This is a genomic window from Streptomyces sp. NBC_01116 (genome assembly GCF_041435495.1).
Lineage (GTDB): Bacteria > Actinomycetota > Actinomycetes > Streptomycetales > Streptomycetaceae > Streptomyces.
Genome location: NZ_CP108644.1, coordinates 4,130,356 through 4,151,786, shown reverse-complemented (window position 1 = coordinate 4,151,786; position 21,431 = coordinate 4,130,356). Strand labels below are relative to the sequence as shown.

The 21,431-nt window shown below is 73.6% G+C and carries 11 protein-coding genes; 3 read left to right on the top strand and 8 right to left on the bottom strand.

Annotated elements, in window-relative coordinates:
- Nucleotides 1-93 precede the first annotated feature (93 nt).
- Nucleotides 94-1,419, top strand: coding sequence for a MerR family DNA-binding transcriptional regulator (locus OG245_RS18040; RefSeq protein ID WP_371624537.1), 1,326 nt, complete (start codon nt 94-96; stop codon nt 1,417-1,419).
- Nucleotides 1,420-1,521: 102 nt separating this feature from the next.
- Here OG245_RS18040 and OG245_RS18035 read toward each other — a convergent pair whose 3' ends face one another.
- The 4 genes from OG245_RS18035 to OG245_RS18020 all read right to left on the bottom strand — a co-directional run bounded on the left by OG245_RS18035 (nt 1,522) and on the right by OG245_RS18020 (nt 7,843).
- Nucleotides 1,522-5,238 carry an AAA family ATPase gene (locus tag OG245_RS18035; RefSeq protein WP_371624536.1) on the bottom strand — a complete coding sequence of 1,239 codons (3,717 nt, stop codon included), beginning with the start codon at nt 5,236-5,238 and terminating at the stop codon, nt 1,522-1,524.
- 224 nt (nt 5,239-5,462) lie between these two features.
- The gene (locus tag OG245_RS18030; protein ID WP_371624535.1) at nt 5,463-5,885 is read right to left on the bottom strand and encodes a universal stress protein; all 423 of its coding nucleotides are present in this window, start codon (nt 5,883-5,885) and stop codon (nt 5,463-5,465) included.
- 135 nt (nt 5,886-6,020) lie between these two features.
- Complete coding sequence (locus tag OG245_RS18025; protein WP_371624534.1) at nt 6,021-6,680, bottom strand: FMN reductase; 660 nt, start codon at nt 6,678-6,680, stop codon at nt 6,021-6,023.
- A gap of 5 nt (nt 6,681-6,685) precedes the next feature.
- A complete protein-coding gene (locus tag OG245_RS18020; protein ID WP_371624533.1) occupies nt 6,686-7,843 on the bottom strand; it encodes an LLM class flavin-dependent oxidoreductase in 1,158 nt (385 codons plus the stop codon).
- Nucleotides 7,844-8,210: 367 nt separating this feature from the next.
- Between OG245_RS18020 and trpS the strand changes: the two genes are divergently transcribed.
- The gene (gene trpS / locus OG245_RS18015; protein WP_371624532.1) at nt 8,211-9,278 is read left to right on the top strand and encodes a tryptophan--tRNA ligase; all 1,068 of its coding nucleotides are present in this window, start codon (nt 8,211-8,213) and stop codon (nt 9,276-9,278) included.
- 71 nt (nt 9,279-9,349) lie between these two features.
- Here trpS and OG245_RS18010 read toward each other — a convergent pair whose 3' ends face one another.
- The 4 genes from OG245_RS18010 to OG245_RS17995 all read right to left on the bottom strand — a co-directional run bounded on the left by OG245_RS18010 (nt 9,350) and on the right by OG245_RS17995 (nt 19,787).
- Entirely contained in the window at nt 9,350-11,377 is a 2,028-nt protein-coding gene (locus OG245_RS18010) for an NAD-binding protein (RefSeq protein WP_371624531.1), read from the bottom strand.
- Between the two features lie 60 nt (nt 11,378-11,437).
- A complete protein-coding gene (locus OG245_RS18005) occupies nt 11,438-16,576 on the bottom strand; it encodes a DNA repair ATPase (RefSeq protein ID WP_371624530.1) in 5,139 nt (1,712 codons plus the stop codon).
- 161 nt (nt 16,577-16,737) lie between these two features.
- Nucleotides 16,738-18,855: a flotillin family protein gene (locus OG245_RS18000; protein WP_371624529.1), complete on the bottom strand. Its 2,118-nt coding sequence runs from the start codon at nt 18,853-18,855 to the stop codon at nt 16,738-16,740.
- A 245-nt stretch (nt 18,856-19,100) separates the two neighbouring features.
- Nucleotides 19,101-19,787, bottom strand: coding sequence for a hypothetical protein (locus OG245_RS17995; RefSeq protein WP_371624528.1), 687 nt, complete (start codon nt 19,785-19,787; stop codon nt 19,101-19,103).
- Nucleotides 19,788-20,287: 500 nt separating this feature from the next.
- On the opposite strand from OG245_RS17995, the gene OG245_RS17990 reads away from it, so the two are divergent.
- Complete coding sequence (locus OG245_RS17990; RefSeq protein WP_371624527.1) at nt 20,288-21,361, top strand: PucR family transcriptional regulator; 1,074 nt, start codon at nt 20,288-20,290, stop codon at nt 21,359-21,361.
- Nucleotides 21,362-21,431: the final 70 nt, after the last annotated feature.

The window sequence follows — 21,431 nt, the reverse complement described above, 5'->3', positions numbered from 1 at the left end:
ACGTGTCCGCCGTGCATCCTTGACCTTCCCCGCGGGGGAAGCCCCAGCATCGGTGGGGCCGGGCGGAAGGCGCCCGGTACGAGGAGGTACGGGGTGGAACGCGAAGGCCGCGTGGTGGGCGCCGCGGGCGGAGAGCTGGTGACGATCGGGGAGTTCGCCCGGCTGTCCCGGCTCTCCGCCAAGGCGCTCCGGCGCTACGACGAGCTGGGGCTGCTCCGGCCCGCCCTGGTCGACCCGGTGAACGGCTACCGGTACTACGACCCGGCGCAGGCGGAGGGGGCCCGGCTCGTGGCGTGGCTGCGCAGGATCGGCATGCCCCTGAGCCGGATCGGCCGTGTCGTGGCGCTCGACGCGGGCGCCGCGGCCGTGGAGATCCGGACCTACTGGGCGCGGGTGGAGGCCGAGACGGCGGCCCGGCGCGATCTGGCGATGTACCTCGTCGACCATCTGTCAGCGGAGGGCAGGGCCATGGCACGGATACCGGGCGACACAGGCGGTTCGGGGAACACGGGCAGCACGGCCGGCACGGGCAGCACAGGGAACACGGCAGGAGCGGTCGGCGCGGCCAGTACGGGGGAGGCGGGTGGCGCGGCGTTCGAGGGGGGCCTGGGCGGGTGCGGGAGTTCGGGTCCGGGAGCGTCGGGCGGGCCGGGGGCGGTCCCGCTCGCGATCCGGTGGGCCGCGCTGACCGATGCCGGGGCGGTGCGTACGACGAACCAGGACGCGGCGTTCGCGGGGCCCGGGCTGCTGGCGGTCGCCGACGGCTTCGGGGAGGGCGGGGCCGAGGCGAGCGCCGCCGCGATCGAGGCGCTCAAGCCCTCCGCGTGGGACGCCCGGGACGGTGCGCTGTCCGCGGCGGATCTGCTGAACGCTCTGGAGGACACGGCGGATTCCGCTTCGCGGGCGGTCCGGGAGGCGGTCGCGCCCTGCGCGGCCCCGGACGGTTCGGGGACCACGCTCACCGCGGTGCTGTGGACCGGGTCGCGGCTCGGGCTCGTGCACATCGGGGACTCGCGGGCCTATCTGCTGCGGGGCGGGGAGCTGTTCCGGATCACGCATGACCACAGCCTGGTCCAGTCGATGATCGACGACGGTTCGCTGAGCCGGGAGGAGGCCGCTTCCCACCCGGGGCCCGCGCTGCTGCTGAAGGCGCTGGTCGGGGAGGCGCGGTCCGCCCCGGTGGCCGTGGCGTGCCGCCCCGACGTCCGCCTGCGGGAGGCGGTGGCCGGGGACCGCTATCTGCTCTGCTCGGACGGGCTGTCCGCGGTGGTGGACGAGGCGGAGCTGAGGGCGGCGGTCATCGCGGCGGAGGACCCGGAGGAGGCCGTACGCCGGTTGGCCGGACTGGCCCGCGCGGCGGGCGGGCCCGACAACGTGGCGTGTGTCGTCGCCGACGTCGGCGTCTCCGCCGAGGCGTAGCGGCACGGGTGGGTGCGGGGGCGGGGCCCGCCGGTCGGGCAGGCCCGGTGGTCCGGTAGGCGTGGCCGGGTCCCGGGGGCTCCGGGAGGCCGGCGGCGCGGGTCAGAGCCGCCAGTCGGGGGTGTGTTCGGGGCGGTAGGCGCAGGTGGTCCCGGTCGTGACGGAGGCCTTCAGATAGGCCGCCAGCGCGGGGTGCAGGGTGTCCAGCTTGCGCAGGGTGTCGCGGATGCGGGCGGTGACCGTCTTGCGGGCCCGCTCGGTCTGGTCGCCCAGCCGACGCGTCCGGCCGCCGAGCCCGGCCGCGGTGCGGAGCTGGTCGAGGAGGGCCTGCCGCTCCCGGTCGTACGTCTCGACCCCCCGGACGTCGTCCCGGGCGGCGGCCCGGTCTATCTCGGCGTCCAGCCGGGCCAGGTGTTCCTTGTAGCGGCGCTTGGCCTCCTCGTCGAGCACCGGATCGCCGCCGAGCCGCCCGGCGGCGACGACGAGGTCCCCGCCCTCGGGCGCGAGGAGCCGGACGGCCGGGACGTCGGCGCCGGGCAGTCCCAGCAGGCTGTGCAGGTCCCGCAGGCCCTTGGCGTCCGGTACGTGCACGGTCACCCCGTCCCAACGCAGCTGCCACACCGGTCCGTTCCGCCGGAACTCGGCGGACGGCACGGCCCGGTCCCCGGCCGATGACGACCCGGCCGCTGCCCCGGCTGCCGCTGCCTCTGCCGATGATCCGGCCGCTGCCCCGGCCGTGCTCCGGACCGGAGCCGCGGCCGGGCCCTGGGCCCACGGGACGGCGGGACCGGAGGTGGTGGGGCGAGAGGTGGTGGAGGCGTCGATCGGCGGTGCGGTAGGGGCAGTTGTGGCGGGCGGGGCCGTACGGAGGGCGGCGGCTTCGGCCACCATGTGGGCCAAGGCCAACTCGCCGGCCTCCCGCTCCACTTCGCCGAGCAGCCGACGGGCCTGCCCGGCGTCACCGGCATCAGCGCCGGCCGGCCCGGCACCGGCGGCGTCCGCAACTGCCGCCCCGGCACCGGCCGTGCCGGCGCGGGTGAGCAGGGAGCGGGCCAGGCACAGCCGGGCGCGTACGGCCCAGGGGCGGGCGCCGAGGCGGTCCGAGGAGGCGGCGGCCTCGGTGAGCGCCGCCACCGCCGCGTCCTGGTCGTCGCGCGCGGCGGCGAGCATGCCGAGCCAGAGGTCGACGGGGCCGCCGATGTCGCACCCGTACAGCGAGACGATCCACTGGCCCGTGTAGGGCGTCAGCTCGTCCTCCGCGCGGGTGATGAGCCGTGGGTCGCCCGTGATCGCGGCCGTCTGGGCCAGCAGCCGGAGCCACAGCGGCATGAACGCCCGCGGATAGGGGGCGTCGGGGTCCGCGTGTTCGGCGATCAGGCGCAGCGCGGGCGTGGCGTCGCCCTGCTCCACCGCGGTGACCGCCTCCAGCAGCCCGGGGTAGGGATACCCGGAGCCCGGGAGCTCGCCGAGGGTCTCCTCGGCCTCGGCGAAGTGCCCCCGGAGCAGATGCAGCGCCCAGTGCAGGTGATGCCCCATGAAGCCGAAGGCCGCGTGGTCGTTGTGCTCGGGGTCGAGCGCGTCGTCCTCCAGCGCGGTGGTGGCCTCGGCGAACCTCCCCTGGAGGGCGGCGATCAGGCTGGTGTCCACGGCGATTCCCAGGGCGAACCGGGGCAGCTCGGTCAGCTCGGCGAGCCGGACGAACGCCCGGAACCGGTCGAGGAAGGCGGGGTCGCCCAGCTCCAGCAGTGCCACCCAGCTCATGGACGTCGCGTGCAGCTCCATGTCCTGGTGCTGGGTGCGCCGGCCGACGACGGCCATCTCGTCGGTGAGCTCCAGCCGCTCCATCGCCGAGCCGAGGCCCCACACGGAGTCGTGGCGTGCCCAGAGCGAGAAGGCGAGCGCCTCGTCGTCCGAGCCGCTCCGGGCCAGCGCCATGATGTGGATGGCCAGCTCCTGCGCGAGCCGGTCGTCGGAGAGGCTCTCCTGGCCCTCCTTGCCGGTGATCCCGCGGTGGGCCTCGGCGAGCAGTCCCATCGTGGGCACGCCGCGGCCGCCCAGGGAACCGTCGCGGTGGAGGGTGATCGCCACCCGGGCCAGCAGCTCCGGTTCGTCCAGCTCCCGGGCCAGGGCGACCGACCGGTCCAGCAGCCGCTGCGCCTCGGCCGTCTCTCCCGCGTGCCGGAGCTGTCCGGCGAGGTCGAGACCGATCAGTGCGGCACGCCGGAGGTCCGGACCCTGACCCTCCGCGTCCGCCGTGCCCGTACCGCCCGCGGTGCCCGTCCCGCCTGCCGCGCCCGTACCGCCTGCCGCGCCCGTACCGCCTGCCGCGCCCGGCCCGCACGCCGCTGGTCCCGCTGGTCCCGCTCGGCCCTCCGGTCCCGCCGGGGCTTCTGGTTCACCCGAATCCCGCGCCTCACCGGAGGCCACCGCGAGGGCGCGCCGGTAGTGGCCGACGGCTTCCTCGTCGGCCAGGCGTCCCGAGGCGTCCCGGGCGGCCGCCAGCAGCAGTTCGATCCGGCGGTCGCGGTCCAGCGCACCGCCGGCGAGGTGGGCGTGCCGGGCGAGGGCGCCGGGCCGCACCGCGTCGCCGAGGCCGCCGTGCGCGTCCAGGGACCGTACGGCGGCGGCATGGCGTTCACGGGCCTCGGCGTCGTCCAGCGAGGCGTACAGCGTCTCGCGCAGCAGGTCGTGGGCGAAGGCGTACTGGCCGGACGGGCGGGGGACGACGACACGGGCGACGACGGCGGACTCCAGCAGCCGGTCCACGTGGGGGACCGGCGAGCCGTGCACCACGGCCAGGACCTGCCGGCGGAACTCCCGGCCGAGCAGGGCGGCGCTGGTCAGCAGGGAGACGACCGGCTCGGGCAGCAGGGCGAGCCGTCGGCGGACCGCTTCCCGCACGCCGGGCGGAATGGTGGAGACCGGGCTCCCGCTGTGCCAGAGCCTGGCGGTCTGCTCGACGAAGAAGGGGTTGCCGCCGGTGCGCCGGTGGACCTCGTCGACCAGCTGCGGGCCGGGCTCGCGGCCCGTCGTCACCGTCATCAGCGCGCCCACCTCGTCCCGGCCGAGGCCGGTCAGGGTGAGGGTCGCGGCGGCACGCGAGACCAGGGGCAGGATCAGCTGCTGGAGCGGGTGCCCGGGGGCCTCCACCTCGACGTCCCGGTAGGTGCCGATCAGCAGCAGCCGCTCGAACCAGGCGTGCTGGGCGGCGAATTCGAGCAGGCGCAGCGAGGCCGCGTCGGAGCTGTGCAGATCGTCGAGGACGACCACCAGCGGCCGGCTCTGGGAGACCGTGACGAGGGCCGTGGTCACCGCGTCGAAGAGCCCGAAGGCCTCGGCCCCCTCCGGCGAACCGCCACCCGGAAGGCGGCTCGTGCCCGCTTCCGTGCCGGACTCGCCGCGCGCCCCGCCGGAAGCCGTGCCCCCGGTGGCCCCCGGAGCCGGAAGCGTGGTGGGCCCGGGGCCGTCCGTACCGCCCATGGCGACCCTGACCGGGTCGCCCAGGAGCACGGCGAGCCGGCCGTCCGACGCCTCCTGGGCCGCTGACCACTCGGCCGCCGTGGCGGACCGGCGCAGGCCGCGCAGGATCTGGACCCAGGGCCAGTAGCCAGGGGTGTTGTCCGAGTCCCAGCAGGAACCTCCGACCACCAGCGCCCCGCGCCGCCGTGCCTCGTGCGCGGCGTCGGTGACGAGCGTGCTCTTGCCGATCCCGGCCTCGCCGGTGACCAGCACGAGACCGCCGTGGCTGTCCGTGGCCCGGGCGATCTCCGAGCGGAGGACGCCTGCGGGATGGTCGCGCCCGAAGAGAGCAGGGGTCATGACCACACGATAGGAGCACCCACTGACAACGGCCCCTCCGTCGTTGCCCACCGCGGACACGGCTCACCCGCGTGCGACGGCTGCGGCGGCTCAGTCGCGTGCGACCGCGGAGACGGCTCAGTCGCGTGTGATCGCGGAGACGGCTCAGTCGCAGACCACCGGGGGACGGCTCGGTCGCCTGCGACCGCTGGGCGTGCTCAGCCGGGTACGACGGCTGCGGCGGCTCAGTCGCGTACGACCGTCACCGGGCACGGCGCGTGCTGGGTGACGTGGAGGCTGACCGAGCCGAGCAGGGTGGCCTTCAGGCCGGTGTGGCCACGGGCTCCCACGACGAGCAGGTCGGCGCCCTGGGCGCGGTCGAGCAGGGCCTGGGCCGGATTGCCGATGACCACGACCTTGCTGACCGCGGCGGCCCCCTCGGCACCGAGGGCCTCCTCCAGGGCCTCGGTGAGGGAGACGGTGGCCAGGGCCTGCGGGTCGAAGTCCTCCGGCATGCCCGGCATCATCGACGCCCAGCTGGTGGCGGGGTACTCCCAGCTGTTCACGGCCTCCACCGTGGCGCCGGTCAGCTCGGCCTGGCGCACGGCCCAGTGCAGCGCCTTGATCGAGGAGTCGGAGCCGTCGACGCCCACAACGATCCTGCCCATATCTGCCTCCAGCTCGGTACAGCCCGATACGTCCGTACAGCGCGGTCCTGTTCTGTCCCGCTTGTACAGCGTTTGATCTCACTGTAGTCACATCGGACAAGAGGGGGCGGGGCGGTGGGAACCGCCCCCTCGGCATCAGTCCAGCCGCAGGTCCGCGAGCTGCTGCTCGAACGGGACGATCGCGTCCTCCCCGTCGTCCAGACCCGGGGTCCGGGAGGCCCCGGAGACCGTACGGCCCAGGACCGCGGAGGCCAGCTCGCCGCCGGCGCGCCGGATCCGGGACGGCAGGCCCTCGGTGTACTCGTCGCCCGAGGAGCCCCAGTCCTCCGAGGCCGCGTAGACGGAGGTGGGCACGGTGACGGCCCGCAGGTAGGCGAAGAGCGGACGCAGCGCGTGCTCCAGGACCAGCGAGTGCCGGGCCGTCCCGCCCGTCGCGGCGATCACGACGGGCTTGCCGGTCAGCGCGGTGTTGTCGACCAGGTCGAAGAACGACTTGAACAGACCGCTGTACGAGGCGGTGAAGACCGGCGTCACGGCGATCAGCCCGTCGGCCTCCGTCACCGCGTCGAGCGCTTCCCGCAGCGCGGCCGAGGGGAAGCCGCTGAGCAGGTGGTGGGCGATGTCCACGGCGAGGTCGCGGACCTCGATGACCTGGACCTCGACGTTCCGGTCCTGCTCGGCCGCGAGGCGCTCGCGGGTGGCGGCGGCCAGCCGGTCGGCCAGCAGCCGGGTGGAGGACGGCTGGCTGAGCCCGGCCGAGACGGCGACGACGCGCAGCGGGGTGGTGGCGAACATCGAGGTCAGGCCTCCTTCTGCTCGGTGGTGTCGGTGGTGTTGGCAGTGCCATTGGTGGTGCTGGTGCTGGTGCTGGTGCTGGTGCTGGTGGCGCGGGCCGCGGCGACCGCCGGGTGGACGGGAGCGGACTCCGGCACTCCGGCGGGCCGCAGGTTGGCGAACTCCTTGCGCAGCACCGGCACGACTTCCTCGCCGAGGATGTCGAGCTGCTCCAGGACCGTCTTCAGCGGGAGCCCCGCGTGGTCCATCAGGAACAGCTGGCGCTGGTAGTCGCCGACCGCGTCCCGGAAGGACAGCGTCCGCTCGATGACCTCCTGCGGGGAGCCCACGGTCAGCGGGGTCTCGCGGGTGAAGTCCTCCAGGGACGGGCCGTGGCCGTAGACCGGCGCGTTGTCGAAGTACGGGCGGAACTCCCGTACCGCGTCCTGCGAGTTCCTGCGCATGAACACCTGGCCGCCGAGTCCGACGATGGCCTGGTCGGCGGTGCCGTGCCCGTAGTGGGCGTAGCGGCGCCGGTAGAGGTCGACCATCTTCCTCGTGTGCTCCATGGGCCAGAAGATGTTGTTGTGGAAGAAGCCGTCGCCGTAGTACGCGGCCTGCTCGGCGATCTCGGGGGAGCGGATGGAGCCGTGCCAGACGAACGGCGGGACGCCGTCCAGCGGGCGCGGGGTGGCGGTGAAGGACTGGAGCGGCGTCCGGAACTTGCCCTCCCAGTCCACGACGTCCTCGCGCCACAGCTTGTGCAGCAGGGCGTAGTTCTCGATGGCCATCGGGATGCCCTGGCGGATGTCCTTGCCGAACCAGGGGTAGACCGGTCCGGTGTTGCCCCGGCCCATCATCAGGTCGACGCGGCCGTCCGCGAGGTGCTGGAGGGTGGCGAAGTCCTCGGCGATCTTCACCGGGTCGTTGGTGGTGATCAGCGTGGTGGAGGTGGAGAGGATGAGGTTCTCGGTGCGGGCGGCGATGTAACCGAGGGTCGTCGTCGGGGAGGACGGGACGAACGGCGGGTTGTGGTGCTCGCCGGTCGCGAAGACGTCCAGGCCGACCTCTTCGGCCTTCTGCGCGATGGCCAGGGTCGCCTTGATCCGCTCGTTCTCGGTGGGGGTCCGGCCGGTGGTCGGGTCGGTCGTGACGTCCCCGACGGTGAAGATCCCGAACTGCATGGCGTCCGCCTTCCTGAGTCCCGGCCGTGGGTCCGAAGCTCTGGTCCGGAGCCCCTGGCCGATTTGGTTGAACGTTGAACTACACCCTACAACGGGACCCCCCTCCTGCCTATTCCACGTCCGCTTCGGGCGCTGCCCGCCGCAGGCGGGGCCGCTACACTCGGCCCATGACCTCCGTCCTGTGCCGAAACTGGTGGCGCTCCTCCTAGGAGCGGCCACCGCATCTGCACGGAACCAGGGCCGTTCGACATGGACGGCCCTTTTCGCTGCCCTCGTACGGCGCGAACGCGGAAGACGGAGCGCGGCAGCGGCGCTCACCGGCGGGGCCGTCCCTCACGTATCACTCACGCGAGGAGAGACACCCACCATGACCACGACCGCGACCACGACCACCGCCGAGCCCCACAGCCCCGAGCCCCACAGCACCGGGCTGGAGAGCCGCATCGCCCAGGACCCCGGCAGCTTCCGGGTCCTCACCGGGGACCGCCCCACCGGCCCCCTCCACCTCGGCCACTACTTCGGCTCCCTGCTCAACCGGGTCCGCCTCCAGAACCTCGGCGTGGACGTCGTCGTCCTCATCCCCGACTACCAGGTGATCACCGACCGGGACACCGCGGAGCGGCTGGGGGAGTACACCGACGGGCTGCTCCTGGACTATCTGGCTCTCGGTATCGACCCCGCCCGGTCCACCGTCTTCTGCCACAGCGCCGTCCCCGCGCTCAACCAGCTCATGCTGCCCTTCCTCAGCCTCGTCTCCGTCGCGGAGCTGAACCGCAACCCCACGGTCAAGGACGAGATCGCGCACTCCCGGCAGTCCACGGTCAGCGGGCTGATGCTCACCTATCCGGTCCACCAGGCCGCCGACATCCTGTCCTGCAAGGGAAACCTGGTTCCGGTCGGCCGGGACCAGGCGCCCCACCTGGAGGTCACCCGGACGATCGCCCGCCGCTTCAACGAGCGGTACGGCGACGTCTTTCAGGAACCGGACATCATGCTCTCCGCCGCGCCCCTGCTGCTCGGCACGGACGGCACGAAGATGAGCAAGAGCCGGGCCAACTCCGTGCCGCTCGGCGCCACCGCCGACGAGACGGCCCGTCTCATCAAGGGTGCGACCACGGACGCCGACCGGCACATCACCTACGACCCCGACGCCCGCCCCAACGTCTCGTCGCTGGTCCTGCTGGCCGCCCTCTCCCTGGAGCGGGACCCGCACGAGGTCGCGGCGGAGATCGGCGACGGCGGAGCCGCCGCTCTCAAGCGGACGGTGACCGACGCGGTCAACGGCCACCTGGCCCCCTTCCGGGCCCGGCGGGCGGAGTACGCGAAGGACCTGACGTACGTGCGTTCGGTGCTCCGTGCGGGCAACGAGCGGGCGAACGCGCTTGCGGAGGCCACGCTGGACGAGGTGCGGCAGGCGATGGGAGCGTTCCGGTAGCCGGTAGCCGAGCGCGGCAACCCGGCAATCCGGTTGCCGGGTGTCGGCGGGCCGCTGCCGGCCCGGCGCCCCTACCGCCTCGGCACCACCGACCGCTGCCGTCGCAGCAGCTCCGCGAGGCCCCGGCGGGTGGCGGCGATCACCACCCGGTCCTGGGCGCGCAGGACGTAGCCGGGGTGCAGGTCCCAGACCAGGCCGGAGGGCGGCGGTGCAGCGTCGCCCTCCGGGGCGAACGGGGGCAGGGCCGCCAGATCCGGGTTGCGGTCGGCGGGCGGGGTGGTGTCGATGGCCAGGACCCGCCAGGCGCCCGCCCGGAACGCCTGCTCGACCGTGTGGCCCTCCAACTGCGGGTGTCCCGCGACCTCCAGGGCCGCGAACAGCATGACCTTGCGCTCGACCGGGACCGCGCCGAGGATCTGGCGCCCCATCATGGCGACCGCGAAGGAGGGCGCGGCCAGATGGGAGACCGAGCGGGAGCGGGTCAGGGCCCCGGGGTGCGCGGTGCGCAGGGTGCGGTAGACGGCGGTGGCGAACTCGTCGTCGTACAGCCGCAGCGCGACCCTGAGGTCCGGCTTCACCGACCGGGCGTACAGCGCCGCTTCGAGGTTCGTCGTGTCGATGCTGGTGAGTGCGAGGAGGGCGCGGGCGCGGTAGATCTTGGCCGCTTCGAGGACGCCCTCCTGGGTGACGTCGCCGATGACGGTCGGCACATGCAGGGAGCGGGCCAGAGGAATGCCGCGCGCCTCCGGGTCCTCCTCGACGACGACCACGGGGATGTCGAGTTCCCGCAGGCGTACGAGGACGCGCGTACCGATCTTGCCGAGCCCCAGCAGCACCACGTGCCCCCCGAGGCCGCGGGGCGGGCGGCGCAGCGAGGACGCGGTGCGCAGGGTGCCGAACGCCTCCAGGACGGCGGCGATCAGCAGCGGCAGCAGGAGCAGACCGGCGATGCCGGAGAGGATCTGGATGATCTGCCGGGCCGGTGGCGCGCCCTCCGCCGGGTCGTTCATGCCCAGCAGGTCGAGGACGGTGAGATAGGCGGAGTGGAGAGCGGTGTCCTTGGTGGTCAGCAGCGAGGCGATCACCAGCGCGGCCGCGGCGAGCACGAAGCCGAGGGCCGACCAGCGCAGCCGGCGCGAGAAGATCTGGGCGAGCGGTGCGCCCCTGCCGCCCATCCGGGTCGCGGGCCGGGCCGGGTCGGCGCGGCTGATCGCTTCGAGGACCACCGTGCCCCGGCCGGTCGCGTCGGCGACGGCGCGTTCGTCGGGCAGGAGCTGCGGGGCCTCGTCGCCACTGCTGTCCGAACCCTCGGCGCCCGCCGGGTCGTTGGTGGTGGAGGAGAGCAGGGCGAGGGTGCACAGGCCGGGTTCGGCGCGCTCGCCGGGGCGCGGCGGCGGACGCTCGGCGGCGCGCAGGAGCAGCCCCTCGGCCTGGATGATCTTGCTGCTGCCGGTCAGGGCGGTGGCGGCGAGGGACGGGGCCGCGGTGTCGGCGTCGGACAGCACCGTGGTGGAGGCGTCCAGTAACGCCGGGTCGATGCCGGGCATGGCGACGGCCGCCGCCTGGTCGAGCAGCTCCTCCAGATGCTGGCCGAGCTTGCGGTTGTAGAGCCGGATCACCAGCCGGAGACGGGGGTTGAGGCGACGGGCGGTCAGGGCGGCCCGGATGTTGCGCTCGTCGTCGTCGTAGACGAGCGCGAGGGCGGCGGCCCGGTCGATGCCCGCCTCCTCCAGGACGTCGTCGGAGGGCTCGGGCGCCTCCATGATGCGGACGGCCTCGACCCCGGCGTTGGTGTCGCCGCTGCCCCCGGCCCCGCTGACGCTGCTGCCGCCGGTGGCCCCGTTGCCGTTGCCCGCGCGGTTCATCGCCGCCGACATCCGGCCGAACAGGGCTGCTGCCCGGCCCCGTTGGGTCAGCGGGGTCTCGGGGTTGTTCGCGTCCCGGCCGGGCGGCAGGAGCAGCGTGACCCGTTCGCCGTAGATGAAGCGCAACTCCACGGCGAGCCGGCGCGCCAGGGCGTCGTCACCGCAGACGATCATGTGGCCGGAGGACGGCGGCCGTCCCGGCTGCTGAGGAAGTGGAGGCACGAAACCCGGCATGCCGTGATCCTTCCGGCTCGGTCTTCCCGATCAGGGTCGATCGGGCCCGATCAGGCCCGATCAGTGTGGAGCGTTTGTGATCTTCGCATGACGGCCGGGGGCGGGCCGGTCGTTGACCGTTCCGCCGTTCACGCTTCCCTGGGTGCCCGTCGGCGGGTGCCGGGGGTCGGCCGCCCGCCGGATCGCCGTCTCGACCGCAGCCATCCGGTCCGCGAGCAGACCGAGCGCGGCCACCGCCCGGGTCATGGGGTCGCCGTCCGGGCCGCCGAGCGCCTGCGTGCGGACGTAGGACGCGGTGATCGCCGCCCACCGCTCGGCCTGTTCGGCGGTGAGCGTGCCGCGCAGGGCGGCCAGCTTGAGGAGGTTCGCCTCGGCCCCCGTGGTGAGCGTCTGGGCCTCGCCCGCGTAGTGGTCGTCGACGACGGCGGACAGTTCGTCGTCGTTCATGACGGGCACGATCCGCTCGGCGATCTTGTTCATGTTGCGGTAGGAGCCCTGGAGCCGGAACGGCGGCTCGGTGCGTGTGGCGTCCGTCCGCGCGGCCGAGGCGATGTACGCCGCGTTCACCGCGAGCACGGTGTCCCGGGCCGTGAGCAGATGGCGCAGCACCGCCAGCACGCGGTCCAACTCGGCTGCGCTGTAAGGGTGTTCCAGGTGCACCGCCCGCGCTGCCGGGTCGCTGCCGCCCGCCAGCCGCACCAGCAGCGCCAGGTCGTCCCGGGACCGGGCGGCCAGCGGAGCGAGGACCGGATTGGCGGTCAGGGCGTTCTCCACGAAGCTCAGCGCGAAGACGTCGTCCCGGCCGCTGAGGACTTCGCCGAGGTTCCAGACGTCGGCCCGGTTGGCGAGCATGTCGGGGATGCGGAACTGCTCGCCGGACTCGGTGTACGGGTTGCCCGCCATGCAGACCGCGAACCGCTTGCCGCGCAGGTCGTAGCTGCGCGGCTCGCCGTCCCGCACGCCTTCGATCCGGCGCGTGGCGTCGCACAACGGGATGAACTTCTGGAGCAGTTCGGGCGAGGTGTGCTGGATGTCGTCGAGGTGGAGGAGCGTGTTGTTGCCCGCCTCCAGCGCGAAGTTGATCTTCTCGACCTCCTGCCGGGCGGTGGCGCTCGGGGCCCGGTCCGGGTCGAGGGAGGTCACGTCGTGGCCCAGGTTCGGCCCGCTGATCTTGACGAGCACCATGCCGAGCCGGTCCGCGACGTACTCCATCAGCGTCGTCTTGCCGTAGCCGGGCGGTGAGACGAGCAGCAGCAGCCCCTGCGAGTCGGTGCGCCGGTCGGCGTCGGCGGTGCCGAGCTGCTTGGCGAGGCTGTCGCCGATCAGCGGCAGGTACACCTCGTCGAGCAGCCGGTTGCGGACGAACGCCGACATCACGCGCGGCCGGTGGTCGTCCAGCCGCAGCCGTCCGCGTTCGGCGGTCACCAGGGAGGTGCGCAGGCGCTGGTAGGCGCGGAAGCCGGGCACGGTGCGGGCGCGGAACCCGGCCGTGCGGGGGAGGAGTTCGTCGATCCGTACGGTGAGGGCTCCGCCGCCCGCGATGCGCGGGTGGCCCCCGAGGAGGCCCTCCAGGCGCTCCGTGAGCGGCGCGTCGCACGCGTACCGCTCCAGCTCCGGGCAGAGCTCCACCGCCACGGCCTCCGCCAGGTCGCCGCCGCTGAGGCCGGCCCCGGTGGCTCCGGAGATCCCCGTGGTTACGTCGGTCCCGTCGGTCCCGTCGGTCCCGTCGGTCCCGTCGGTCCCGTCGGTTCCGGTGGTCCCGGTGGTCGCGTCGGTCCCGGTGGTCCCGGCGTACGCGGCGAGCCAGCCCTCCACGAGCTGTCGACGGGCGGCCAGGTCGTCGCCGAGCGCCGCGAGGTCCTCGGCGTACGCGTCGGGGCCGGCCGCCCGGCGGAAGGCTTCCAGGAAGGCGCGGACCGGGGCGCCCACGACGAACCCGGCGGGCCCGGTGGTCAGCTCCTCGAAGAGGTACGCGGCGACGGCGTGACCCGGCGCGGACGGGGACGGGGAGCCGATCGCCGCCGCCCACTCCTCCTGGAGCACCGCGATCGCCGGGGCCAGTCCGAAGGTGTCGCGGGCGCGCGCCAGGGAGACCGCGCGCCTGGTCCAGGACGTACGCAGCGGCTCGTCGGCGCCGTACGCCCAGAAGAGCTGGGCCGCCGCGCGGACGGCGGGCTCGTGCCGCAGCAGCCCCGCGTCCGCGTGGAGGCGCAGCAGGGCGGCCAGGATCGCGGTGGCGTCCTCGTCGTGGACGCCGCGCGTGTACCCCTCGTCGTACGCCTCGGCGGCCGACTCCCTTACGAGTGCGGTCAGTTCGGTCTCTGTGAGTGACATGAGGCGCCCGGCCCCGTGCTCGTCGAGGAGGCGGGCGGCGAGGTGCTCGGCGCGGTAGACGGCGGCGTTCTCGGAGGGGAGCAGCTGCTCCCAGTACGGCCGGGTCGCCGCGAACGCGGGGTCGGTGACCGGGGCCCGGTAGTCCGTCCCGGTCAGCGCGAACGCGAGGCCCTCCCCGGCGGGCACGAGCGTCAGGTCGAACGGCTGGGTGTTCACGGCGAACCGGTGGCGGCCCAGCCTGATCACGGACCCGCCGTCCGCGTACAGCTCGGTGCGGTCGCGCAGGGCGCGGCCCGCCTCCTGGCGGGCCGCCTTCAGCAGCCCGTCCAGCTCCTCCGCCCGTACGGGATCGCCCAGTTCGCGCAGCTCGTCGGCGGTCCGGCGGATCTTGGCGACCATCGGGTCGGAGGCGAAGTAGGTGTGGACGGCGTCGAGATCCTCCAGCGAGGCGACCCGCCGGGCGACGGTCTCCAGCACCCGGCCCGCCGACCCGGCCAGCCGCTCCGCGCGCCGCGCCCGCTCGTCCTGGAGGGTCTGCTTGCGGGCCGAGAACGCCTCGTACACCTCCGTGCGCCGCTCGGACAGCTCGGCGAGGAAGTCGTCGAACTCCGCGAACCGCGACTCCAGGTTCTCCAACTGGAGCAGCACCCGTGCCAGTTGGCCGTCGCATGTCTCCGGGGTGTCGGCGGCGGCCAGGGCGCCCGTCACCGCCTGCCCGAGCAGCGCGAACTCGGCGGCGAACTCGGCCCGCCCCTCCTTCGACAGCAGCTCCCGGCGGCGCGCGTCGAGCGTGGCGCGGGCCCGGTTCGCCCCGCCCAGCACCTCCGCGATCCGCTCCAGGATCGACGTGCGCACGGTGGCGTCGCCGATGTCGAGCCCGGCGACGACATCCGTGACCGTGGCCAGCCCCTCCGTCATCGCGGACAGCCGGTCGGTCACGGCGGACGCGTCCCGGACGGTCTCCAGCGCACCCGCGTCGGCCACGAGCCCCGCGATGTCCTCGTGATACCCGTCGAACGCGTCCTCGCGCGCCAGGAACGACACGGCCCGCTGCGCGGCGGACGCGATGTCGTGCTCCGTCCGGGCCGACAGCTCCGCGACGCGCTCGGCGTCGGCGTACCGCATGTCGCCGACCGTCGCCAAGTGGCCGTGTGCCCTGCGGAGTTCGGTCAGCCGCTCGACCCAGGCGGACGCCGACCCGGGAACCTCGCCGCGCACCCGGCGGACCAGCGCGGTGATGCGGGCGGCGGTCTCCTCCAGCGCGTCGGCGGCCCGCCGGGTCAGCTCCTGCACGGCGGTGAACTCGGCCAGCACCTGCTGCGCGGTGGCCCGCAGCTCACCCAACGGCTCGTCCAGCGCACCCAGGTCCGGATCGGACAGCCAGTGGTAGCGGTCCTGGGCGCGGGCGCAGTCGGCGGCGAGCCGCCCGTAGACGGCGGTCGTCGGCGTCATGTCCCGTACGCCGTGGGCGAGGGCGAGGCAGTCGGAGATCCCGCGCACCAGGTCGGCGTTGCCGGTCCGGGCGAGCGGGCCGGTCCCGGCGGGGCGGGCGGCGGCGTAGGTGTCGGAGACGTACGGGGTCGCCCAGCGCTGCAAGGGGTGCACGCGGGCGGGACCGTCCGGGGTGTCCCGGAGCAGGACCAGCGTCCCGTCGTCCAGCAGCGCGTGCCCGCGCCCGGTGAGCGGGGTGGCGACCTCCTGACGGATCAGGTTGTAGGGGAGCAGGAGGCTGCGCAGGCCGTCGCGGGACCGGAAGGCGTAGAGCACGTCCTCCCCGTTCGGCGAGCGGACCGCGCCCTCGAAGACCGGCTCGGTCAGCTCCTCGGCGGTGTCGAAGGTCTTCGCGGTGCCGGTGGTGAGGTAGTAGCCGCCGGGGAAGATGATCCCCTGGTCCTCGGGGAGCCGGTGGCAGGACGGGCCGATGGCGTCGAGCCGCTGGACGGTGGCGAGCAGCGAGTTGAAGACGAGGTGCCGCCAGCTCTCCTCCTTGTACGGGCGCACGCGCAGCAGCACCAGCGGCCCGACCTCCGCGTACTCGACGTCGGCGTCGGCCAGCGACTGCAACGGCTCGTCGACGGGCTCCTCGTAGATCCCGTCCGGGGACTCGGTGTCGTCGGTGACCTTGACGGTGAGGCTGCCGCCGACCGTGTCCACGAAGAGCCCGCCGCCCGTGCCGACGGCGATGTGCGGATGGCGTCCGGGGACGTGGGCCTCGCGCCCGGCGACGGTCCACGCGAAGTCGTGGGAGGGCGGGAAGGCGTGGTCGCGCTCGCCCTGCGCGTCGAGGAACGCCCCCGGCGACCCGTCCGGCCCCAGCGCCCACCGCAGCACCCGGATGTCCTCGGCCCTCTCGCCGGTCCGGAAGACGGCGAGGAGTCTGCCGTCGACGCGGCGCAGCCGCAGCAGGCGGGCGTCGCGGAAGTAGCGGTGGAGGGAGGAGAACGCGCGCCGGAAGCCGTCGTCGTCGAGGAGCGTGGCCTCCGCCGCCGGGGCGTCGTCCGCCGGGGCGTCGGACTCCGGGGCGTCGGACTCCGGCGCGGAGTCCCGTACGAGGAGTACGTCCTCGACCCCGGCCTCGCCGTGCGCGCCCGGTCCCCGCTCGAAGCCGAACAGCAACTGCCCGCCCACCGCTACGAGGTCGCGCGGCACGGAGGCCCGCTCGGTGCGCACCTGCTCGGTGGCGAGCAGCCGCAGCCCGGTCGAGCCGAACTCCTCGGTCCGCCGGGCGTTGAGCGCCTCGGCCCGCCGCACCAGCTCCCCGGCCTGCGCCGAGAGCCGCCGCCGCAGCACCTCGTAGGCGCCGGCGTCCACGTCGCCCCGCCCCGGCCGGGGCTCGGTGACGGTGGCGGTGATGTCGCTGTCCATGCGTACGGCTCCCTACGTGTCTTCGTCTCTTCCGGCCCGGGCGCCCACCCTCGTGGGCGTACACCCGGACCTTCCGCCCCCCGGGCCAACGGTTCCGGCCGAGGGACCCGGCCCGAGGCGGCGGCCCCGAGCGGCGGGCGGTCGTGGTGGTGCGGGCGGGCCTACCCCTTCGCCCCGGACCCGTTCAGCGACACCGGGGCGGGAGCGGCCTTCGTACCGGCCACCGACCCCACCGGCAGATCCGCGAGCCCCAGCTCCTTCGCCGCCGCCAGCAACTGCTCCACCTGGCCCGACGCCGCACCCGGCGACCCCATCAGCCGCATCAGCAGCGCCGACACCGTCAGGTTCTGCACATCACCCGTGGAGAACGACCCCAGCACCCGGCCGAGGTCGTCCGTGAAGGACGACGAACCGTCCAGCCACGGCCCCGCCAGCGCCTGCGCGGTCCGCGAGTTGTCGACGAACCCGTCCACCGCCTTGCCGAGCGAGACCGACGAGACGAGCCGGTCGAAGAAGACCGAGTCGCCGCCGACGATGTCGATGTCGGCGTTCTCCAGGCCCGTCGCCAGGATCGTCGCCTGCGCCTCGGCGACCTGCCGCTGTACGTCGAGACCGGCCAGCCGGATCTCCTTCTCCGCGTCGAGCCGCAGCCGGTACTCCTCGTGCCCGCGCGACGCCTCGTCCAGCGCCGCCATCGCGGCCGCCTTCTCCGTGAGCCCCGCGGCCTCCGCCTTCAGCTTCTCGCCGATGACCGCCGCGTCGGCGGTCGCCTGGGCCGCGGTGCCCTCCGCCGTGGCGAGCGCCTTGAGCCGCGAACCCTCCGCCTCGGCCTTGAGCCGGGCCGCCGTCGCCTCGGCCTCCGCGAGACCGGCCTTCTCGGTGACGTCCGCCTCCGCTTCCCGCACCTGTACGGCGGCGAGCCCCGGAGCGGCCGTCTCGGCCTGGATGCCCTCGGCGAGCCGCAGCTTGGCCTGGGCGTCGAGGTCCGCGGTCTTGAGCCGGGCCTCGGCGAGCGTGAGCTGCTCCGCCGCCAGGTGCGTGGACGCCGCCTCCGCCGCCTCGGCCGCCTTGATGTCCTTGACCAGCTTCTCCTGGGCCTCCGCCTCGGCCGCGATGATGACCGCCCTGCGGGACCGCTCGGCGTCCTCGACGGCGCGCAGGGTGAGGATCGACTCCTCCTGCTCCGCGACCGTGCGGTCCACCGCGATCCGCTCCCGGATGACGTCGGCGACCTCGCGGCGCTCGGCCTCGACCTCCTTCGTGGCGGCGATCCGGTTCAGCTCGGTCTCGCGCTCGCGACCGATGACCTCCAGCATCCGGTCCTTCTCGATGCGCTCGCTCTCGACGGCGATGACGCGCTCGCGGTTCTTCTGCGCGACGGCGATCTCCCGCGCCTGGTTCTCGCGCTGGATGCCGAGCTGCTCCTCGGTCCTGATGAACGCGGTCTGCGAACCGAGCCGCTCCTCCTCCTGCACCCGGGCGGTGGCCGCCTCCTCACGGGCCCGCAGCGTCTCGACCTCGCGGCGCTGCTTGATCTCCGCCTCGGCCTGCCGGCGCTCCAGCTCCAGGATGGTCTCGCGGGCGTCGACGTTCTGGCGGGTGATCTCCTTCTGCTCGGTGCGCTGGAACTCGTTGGTGCGCACGTGCTCGATCGCCGTCAGCTCGGTGATCTTCCGGATGCCCTGGGCGTCCAGGATGTTGGCCCCGTCGAGCTGGGCCATCGGGGTCTGCTCAAGGAAGTCGATCGCGGCGTCGTCGAGGTGGTAGCCGTTCAGGTCGGTGCCGATGACCTGGATGATCCGGTCCCGGAACTCCTCGCGCTTCGTGTACAGGTCGACGAAGTCGAGCTGCTTGCCGACGGTCTTGAGCGCCTCGGAGAACTTCGCGGCGAAGAACTCCTGGATGGCGGCCTTGTCGCTGGCCCGTGCCGTTCCGATGGACTGGGCGACCTTGATGACGTCCTCGACGGTCTTGTTGACCCGGACGAAGAACGTGATCTGGATGTCGGCGCGGATGTTGTCCTGGCAGATCAGCCCCTCGCGTCCGGCGCGGTGGATCTCGATCTTCTTCACCGAGATGTCCATCGTCTCGGCCTTGTGGAGCACGGGCAGGACGACGGCTCCGGTGAAGGTGACGTCGACCTTCTTGGTCTTGGAGATGATCAGCGCCTTGCCCTGCTCGACCTTGCGGAACAGCCGGGTGATGACGAAGGCGATGGCGATGACGATGAGCAGGACAACGGCGATGAGCACGCCGATGCCCAAGGAGATGGCATCCATTGAAGAGTCCTTGGCGGCTTGTCGGTACGGAAGGGCGCAAGCGAAGTAGGGGTGGCCGGCCGGCCCTCACGGAGACGGCCGGCCCTCACGGAGACGGGCGGCCATGACGGAGACGGGCGACCGGTGGGCGGCGGCGACGGCGGTACCCGGAGCCCTGAAATCCGGGTGCCGGGTCCCGGTGTCCCGGTGTCCCGGCCGGGTCGGCCGGTCGGGACAAGTCGGCCGGGACACCCGGATCGGCCGGGTCAGCCGGTCGCCCCGCCCGGCAGTTCGTGCGGCCGGGCGTTCGGACCTGGGTCGAGCGCCGCGTCGTAGGGCGAGACCCAGAAGAACTCGCCGTCCTCGTCGTACGCGTAGAGAAGTCCGGAACCGCCCATGACGAGCGGCGCTTCCTCCGCGGCGGGCCCGGAGTGCCGGGAGGGGGTCGGGAACGGCTCGGCCGTCCGGACCTGCACGATGGCCGTCGATCCGTCGTGGGACACGACCTCGGCCTGGCCGAACGTCGCGGTGACGGAGCCGGTGCGGATCGTGCAGACGCTCCCGACGAAGTCCAGCCGCGATGGCGGAGGTTCCGCCGGGAAGTACCGGCGGAAGCGGTGGACGAGGAGGCGGACGGCCGCCCAGGCGAGCAACAGCGACCCGGCGAGAACGGCGACGGCGAGCACGGCGCGGGTGGTGCTGCCGGTCTCGCTCCGACGCAGCAGGACCGTGCCGGTCGTGCTGCCGAACCAGGCGAAGACGACCAGCAGGGAGACCGAGACGGAGACCGGGACACCGCCGAGACCGGCCGGACCGGTGTCCAGGTCCGCGTCGAAGGAGTCGTGGCCGGCGGCCCCGGCGAGCACCAGCAGCCAGAAGCAGACGACGACCACCAGAGCGGCGCCGAAGATGACGGCGGGGAATCCGAGTGCCGCGCTCAGGAATTCGTTCATCGGTCCCACCCCCTGCGGTTCTGCGCACGGGCCTTGGGGCGGTGCGCTTCCGTGTGATCCGGTACGGGGGTGGCGCGCGGCCGGTTCGGCCGGTGGCCGGCGTGCGGCGGGCGGCTGAAGGCCCCGGCGCTGCGGCGTTGTCCGAATCTGCCGCGTCGGCCGGGTCGTTCCCCCCCCCCCTGAGACTCCGCCCGCCGGGTCCAGGACCCCGGACCGTCCCTGTCCCGGACCGTCCCGGTTCCGTTCCCGGACCGTCCCGATCCCCCGTGGACGGTCCGGGAACGGTCCGAGAGAGGATTCCGCCCCCCGTTCCCCGTACTCCCCCGTGCTTCCCCCGTGTGCTTCCCCCGTGTTGTTGCTGACCTGATCGTGTCATCCGGGGCCCGTGCAGCGCATTGCCGGAACCCGGCAATCTTTACGCCTTGCTAATGCCGGGCACCGGCACCACTCCGTGTGCGTTGGGGAAATGACAGGACTGTTGCAAGGCTGAAGGAGAGCGCGTGGCCGAGCCGAGGATTCCCGAGGAAGTACTGGGAAATTATGCCCACATTCTGGGTGAAGTCGCCCTCACCGGCCGCCGCCTGACACGTAACGAACTGGAGGCCCGCCGTGCGCTGGGCCGTGCGGCGGCGGACGCGGGTCACCAGCTGCGCGCTCTGGTGACGATGCATCTGGCACAGACCCGTGAGGCCTGGCCGCGCGCCGCTGCCGGAAACTCCCCTGCCGTGACCGACGCCGTCCTCGCCGCGGTGGAGCAGGCGGTCGACGCGTTCGCCGAGGGGTTCGAGCGTGCCCAGCGGCTCACCGTACGGCGGGAGGAGGCGGCGCGCCGGGAGTTCATCGACGACCTGCTCTACGGGCGCAGCGATCTGGTGCGGCTCGCGGAGCGGGCGACCCGCTTCGGCCTGCGGCTTTCCCGGGCGCACGCGGTGGCGGTGGCATCGGGCCCGGAGGCGTACACGGAGACGGACGCGGTGCCGCGCAGTGTGGAGGCGGCGCTGCTGACGCGGTTCAGCGGCCGCAAGATCCTGCTGACGACGAAGGACGGCCGGATCGTCTGCATCGCGCCGGGCAGTCAGCCCGACGTCCTGCGCTACTTCGCCAAGCAGGCGCACGCGGCGACGGACGGCGGCCAGGTCGCGGTCGGCCGCCCGCACAAGGGCCCCGGCGGGGTGGTCCACTCGTACGACGAGGCGCTCGAAGCCCTCGACCTGGCGGACCGGATGGGGATGGACGAGCCGGTGCTGTACGCCTCGGACCTCATGGTCTACCCGGTGCTGACCCGGGACCGCCAGGCGATGGCCGATCTGGTGCGCAGCGAGCTGGGCCCGCTCCAGAAGGCGAGAGGCGGCGCCGAACCGCTGCTGAACACGCTGGCGGTCTACTTCGACGCGGGCTGTGTCGCTGCCGAGACCGCCCGCCGACTGGCTCTGAGCGTACGGGCCTTGACGTATCGCCTGGAGCGTATCCACCAGTTGACCGGGTCGGACCCTTCGGATCCGATGCACCGCTACAGCCTCCAGACGGCGGTCATCGGGGCCCGGCTGCTGGACTGGCCGGCCAAGGAGCTGTGACGGACGGCGTGCGGCTGCGTACCGGTGGGCGGAAGGTGTGGCCGGGGGCGCTCAGAGGGGTGACGCGCCC

Coding starts and splice junctions, on each gene's coding strand:
- OG245_RS18035 (WP_371624536.1), bottom strand. CDS start 5,238: ATGACCCCTGCTCTCTTCGGGCGCGACCATCCCGCAGGCGTCCTCCGC.
- OG245_RS18030 (WP_371624535.1), bottom strand. CDS start 5,885: ATGGGCAGGATCGTTGTGGGCGTCGACGGCTCCGACTCCTCGATCAAG.
- OG245_RS18025 (WP_371624534.1), bottom strand. CDS start 6,680: ATGTTCGCCACCACCCCGCTGCGCGTCGTCGCCGTCTCGGCCGGGCTC.
- OG245_RS18020 (WP_371624533.1), bottom strand. CDS start 7,843: ATGCAGTTCGGGATCTTCACCGTCGGGGACGTCACGACCGACCCGACC.
- trpS (WP_371624532.1), top strand. CDS start 8,211: ATGACCACGACCGCGACCACGACCACCGCCGAGCCCCACAGCCCCGAG.
- OG245_RS18010 (WP_371624531.1), bottom strand. CDS start 11,377: ATGCCGGGTTTCGTGCCTCCACTTCCTCAGCAGCCGGGACGGCCGCCG.
- OG245_RS18005 (WP_371624530.1), bottom strand. CDS start 16,576: ATGGACAGCGACATCACCGCCACCGTCACCGAGCCCCGGCCGGGGCGG.
- OG245_RS18000 (WP_371624529.1), bottom strand. CDS start 18,855: ATGGATGCCATCTCCTTGGGCATCGGCGTGCTCATCGCCGTTGTCCTG.
- OG245_RS17995 (WP_371624528.1), bottom strand. CDS start 19,787: ATGAACGAATTCCTGAGCGCGGCACTCGGATTCCCCGCCGTCATCTTC.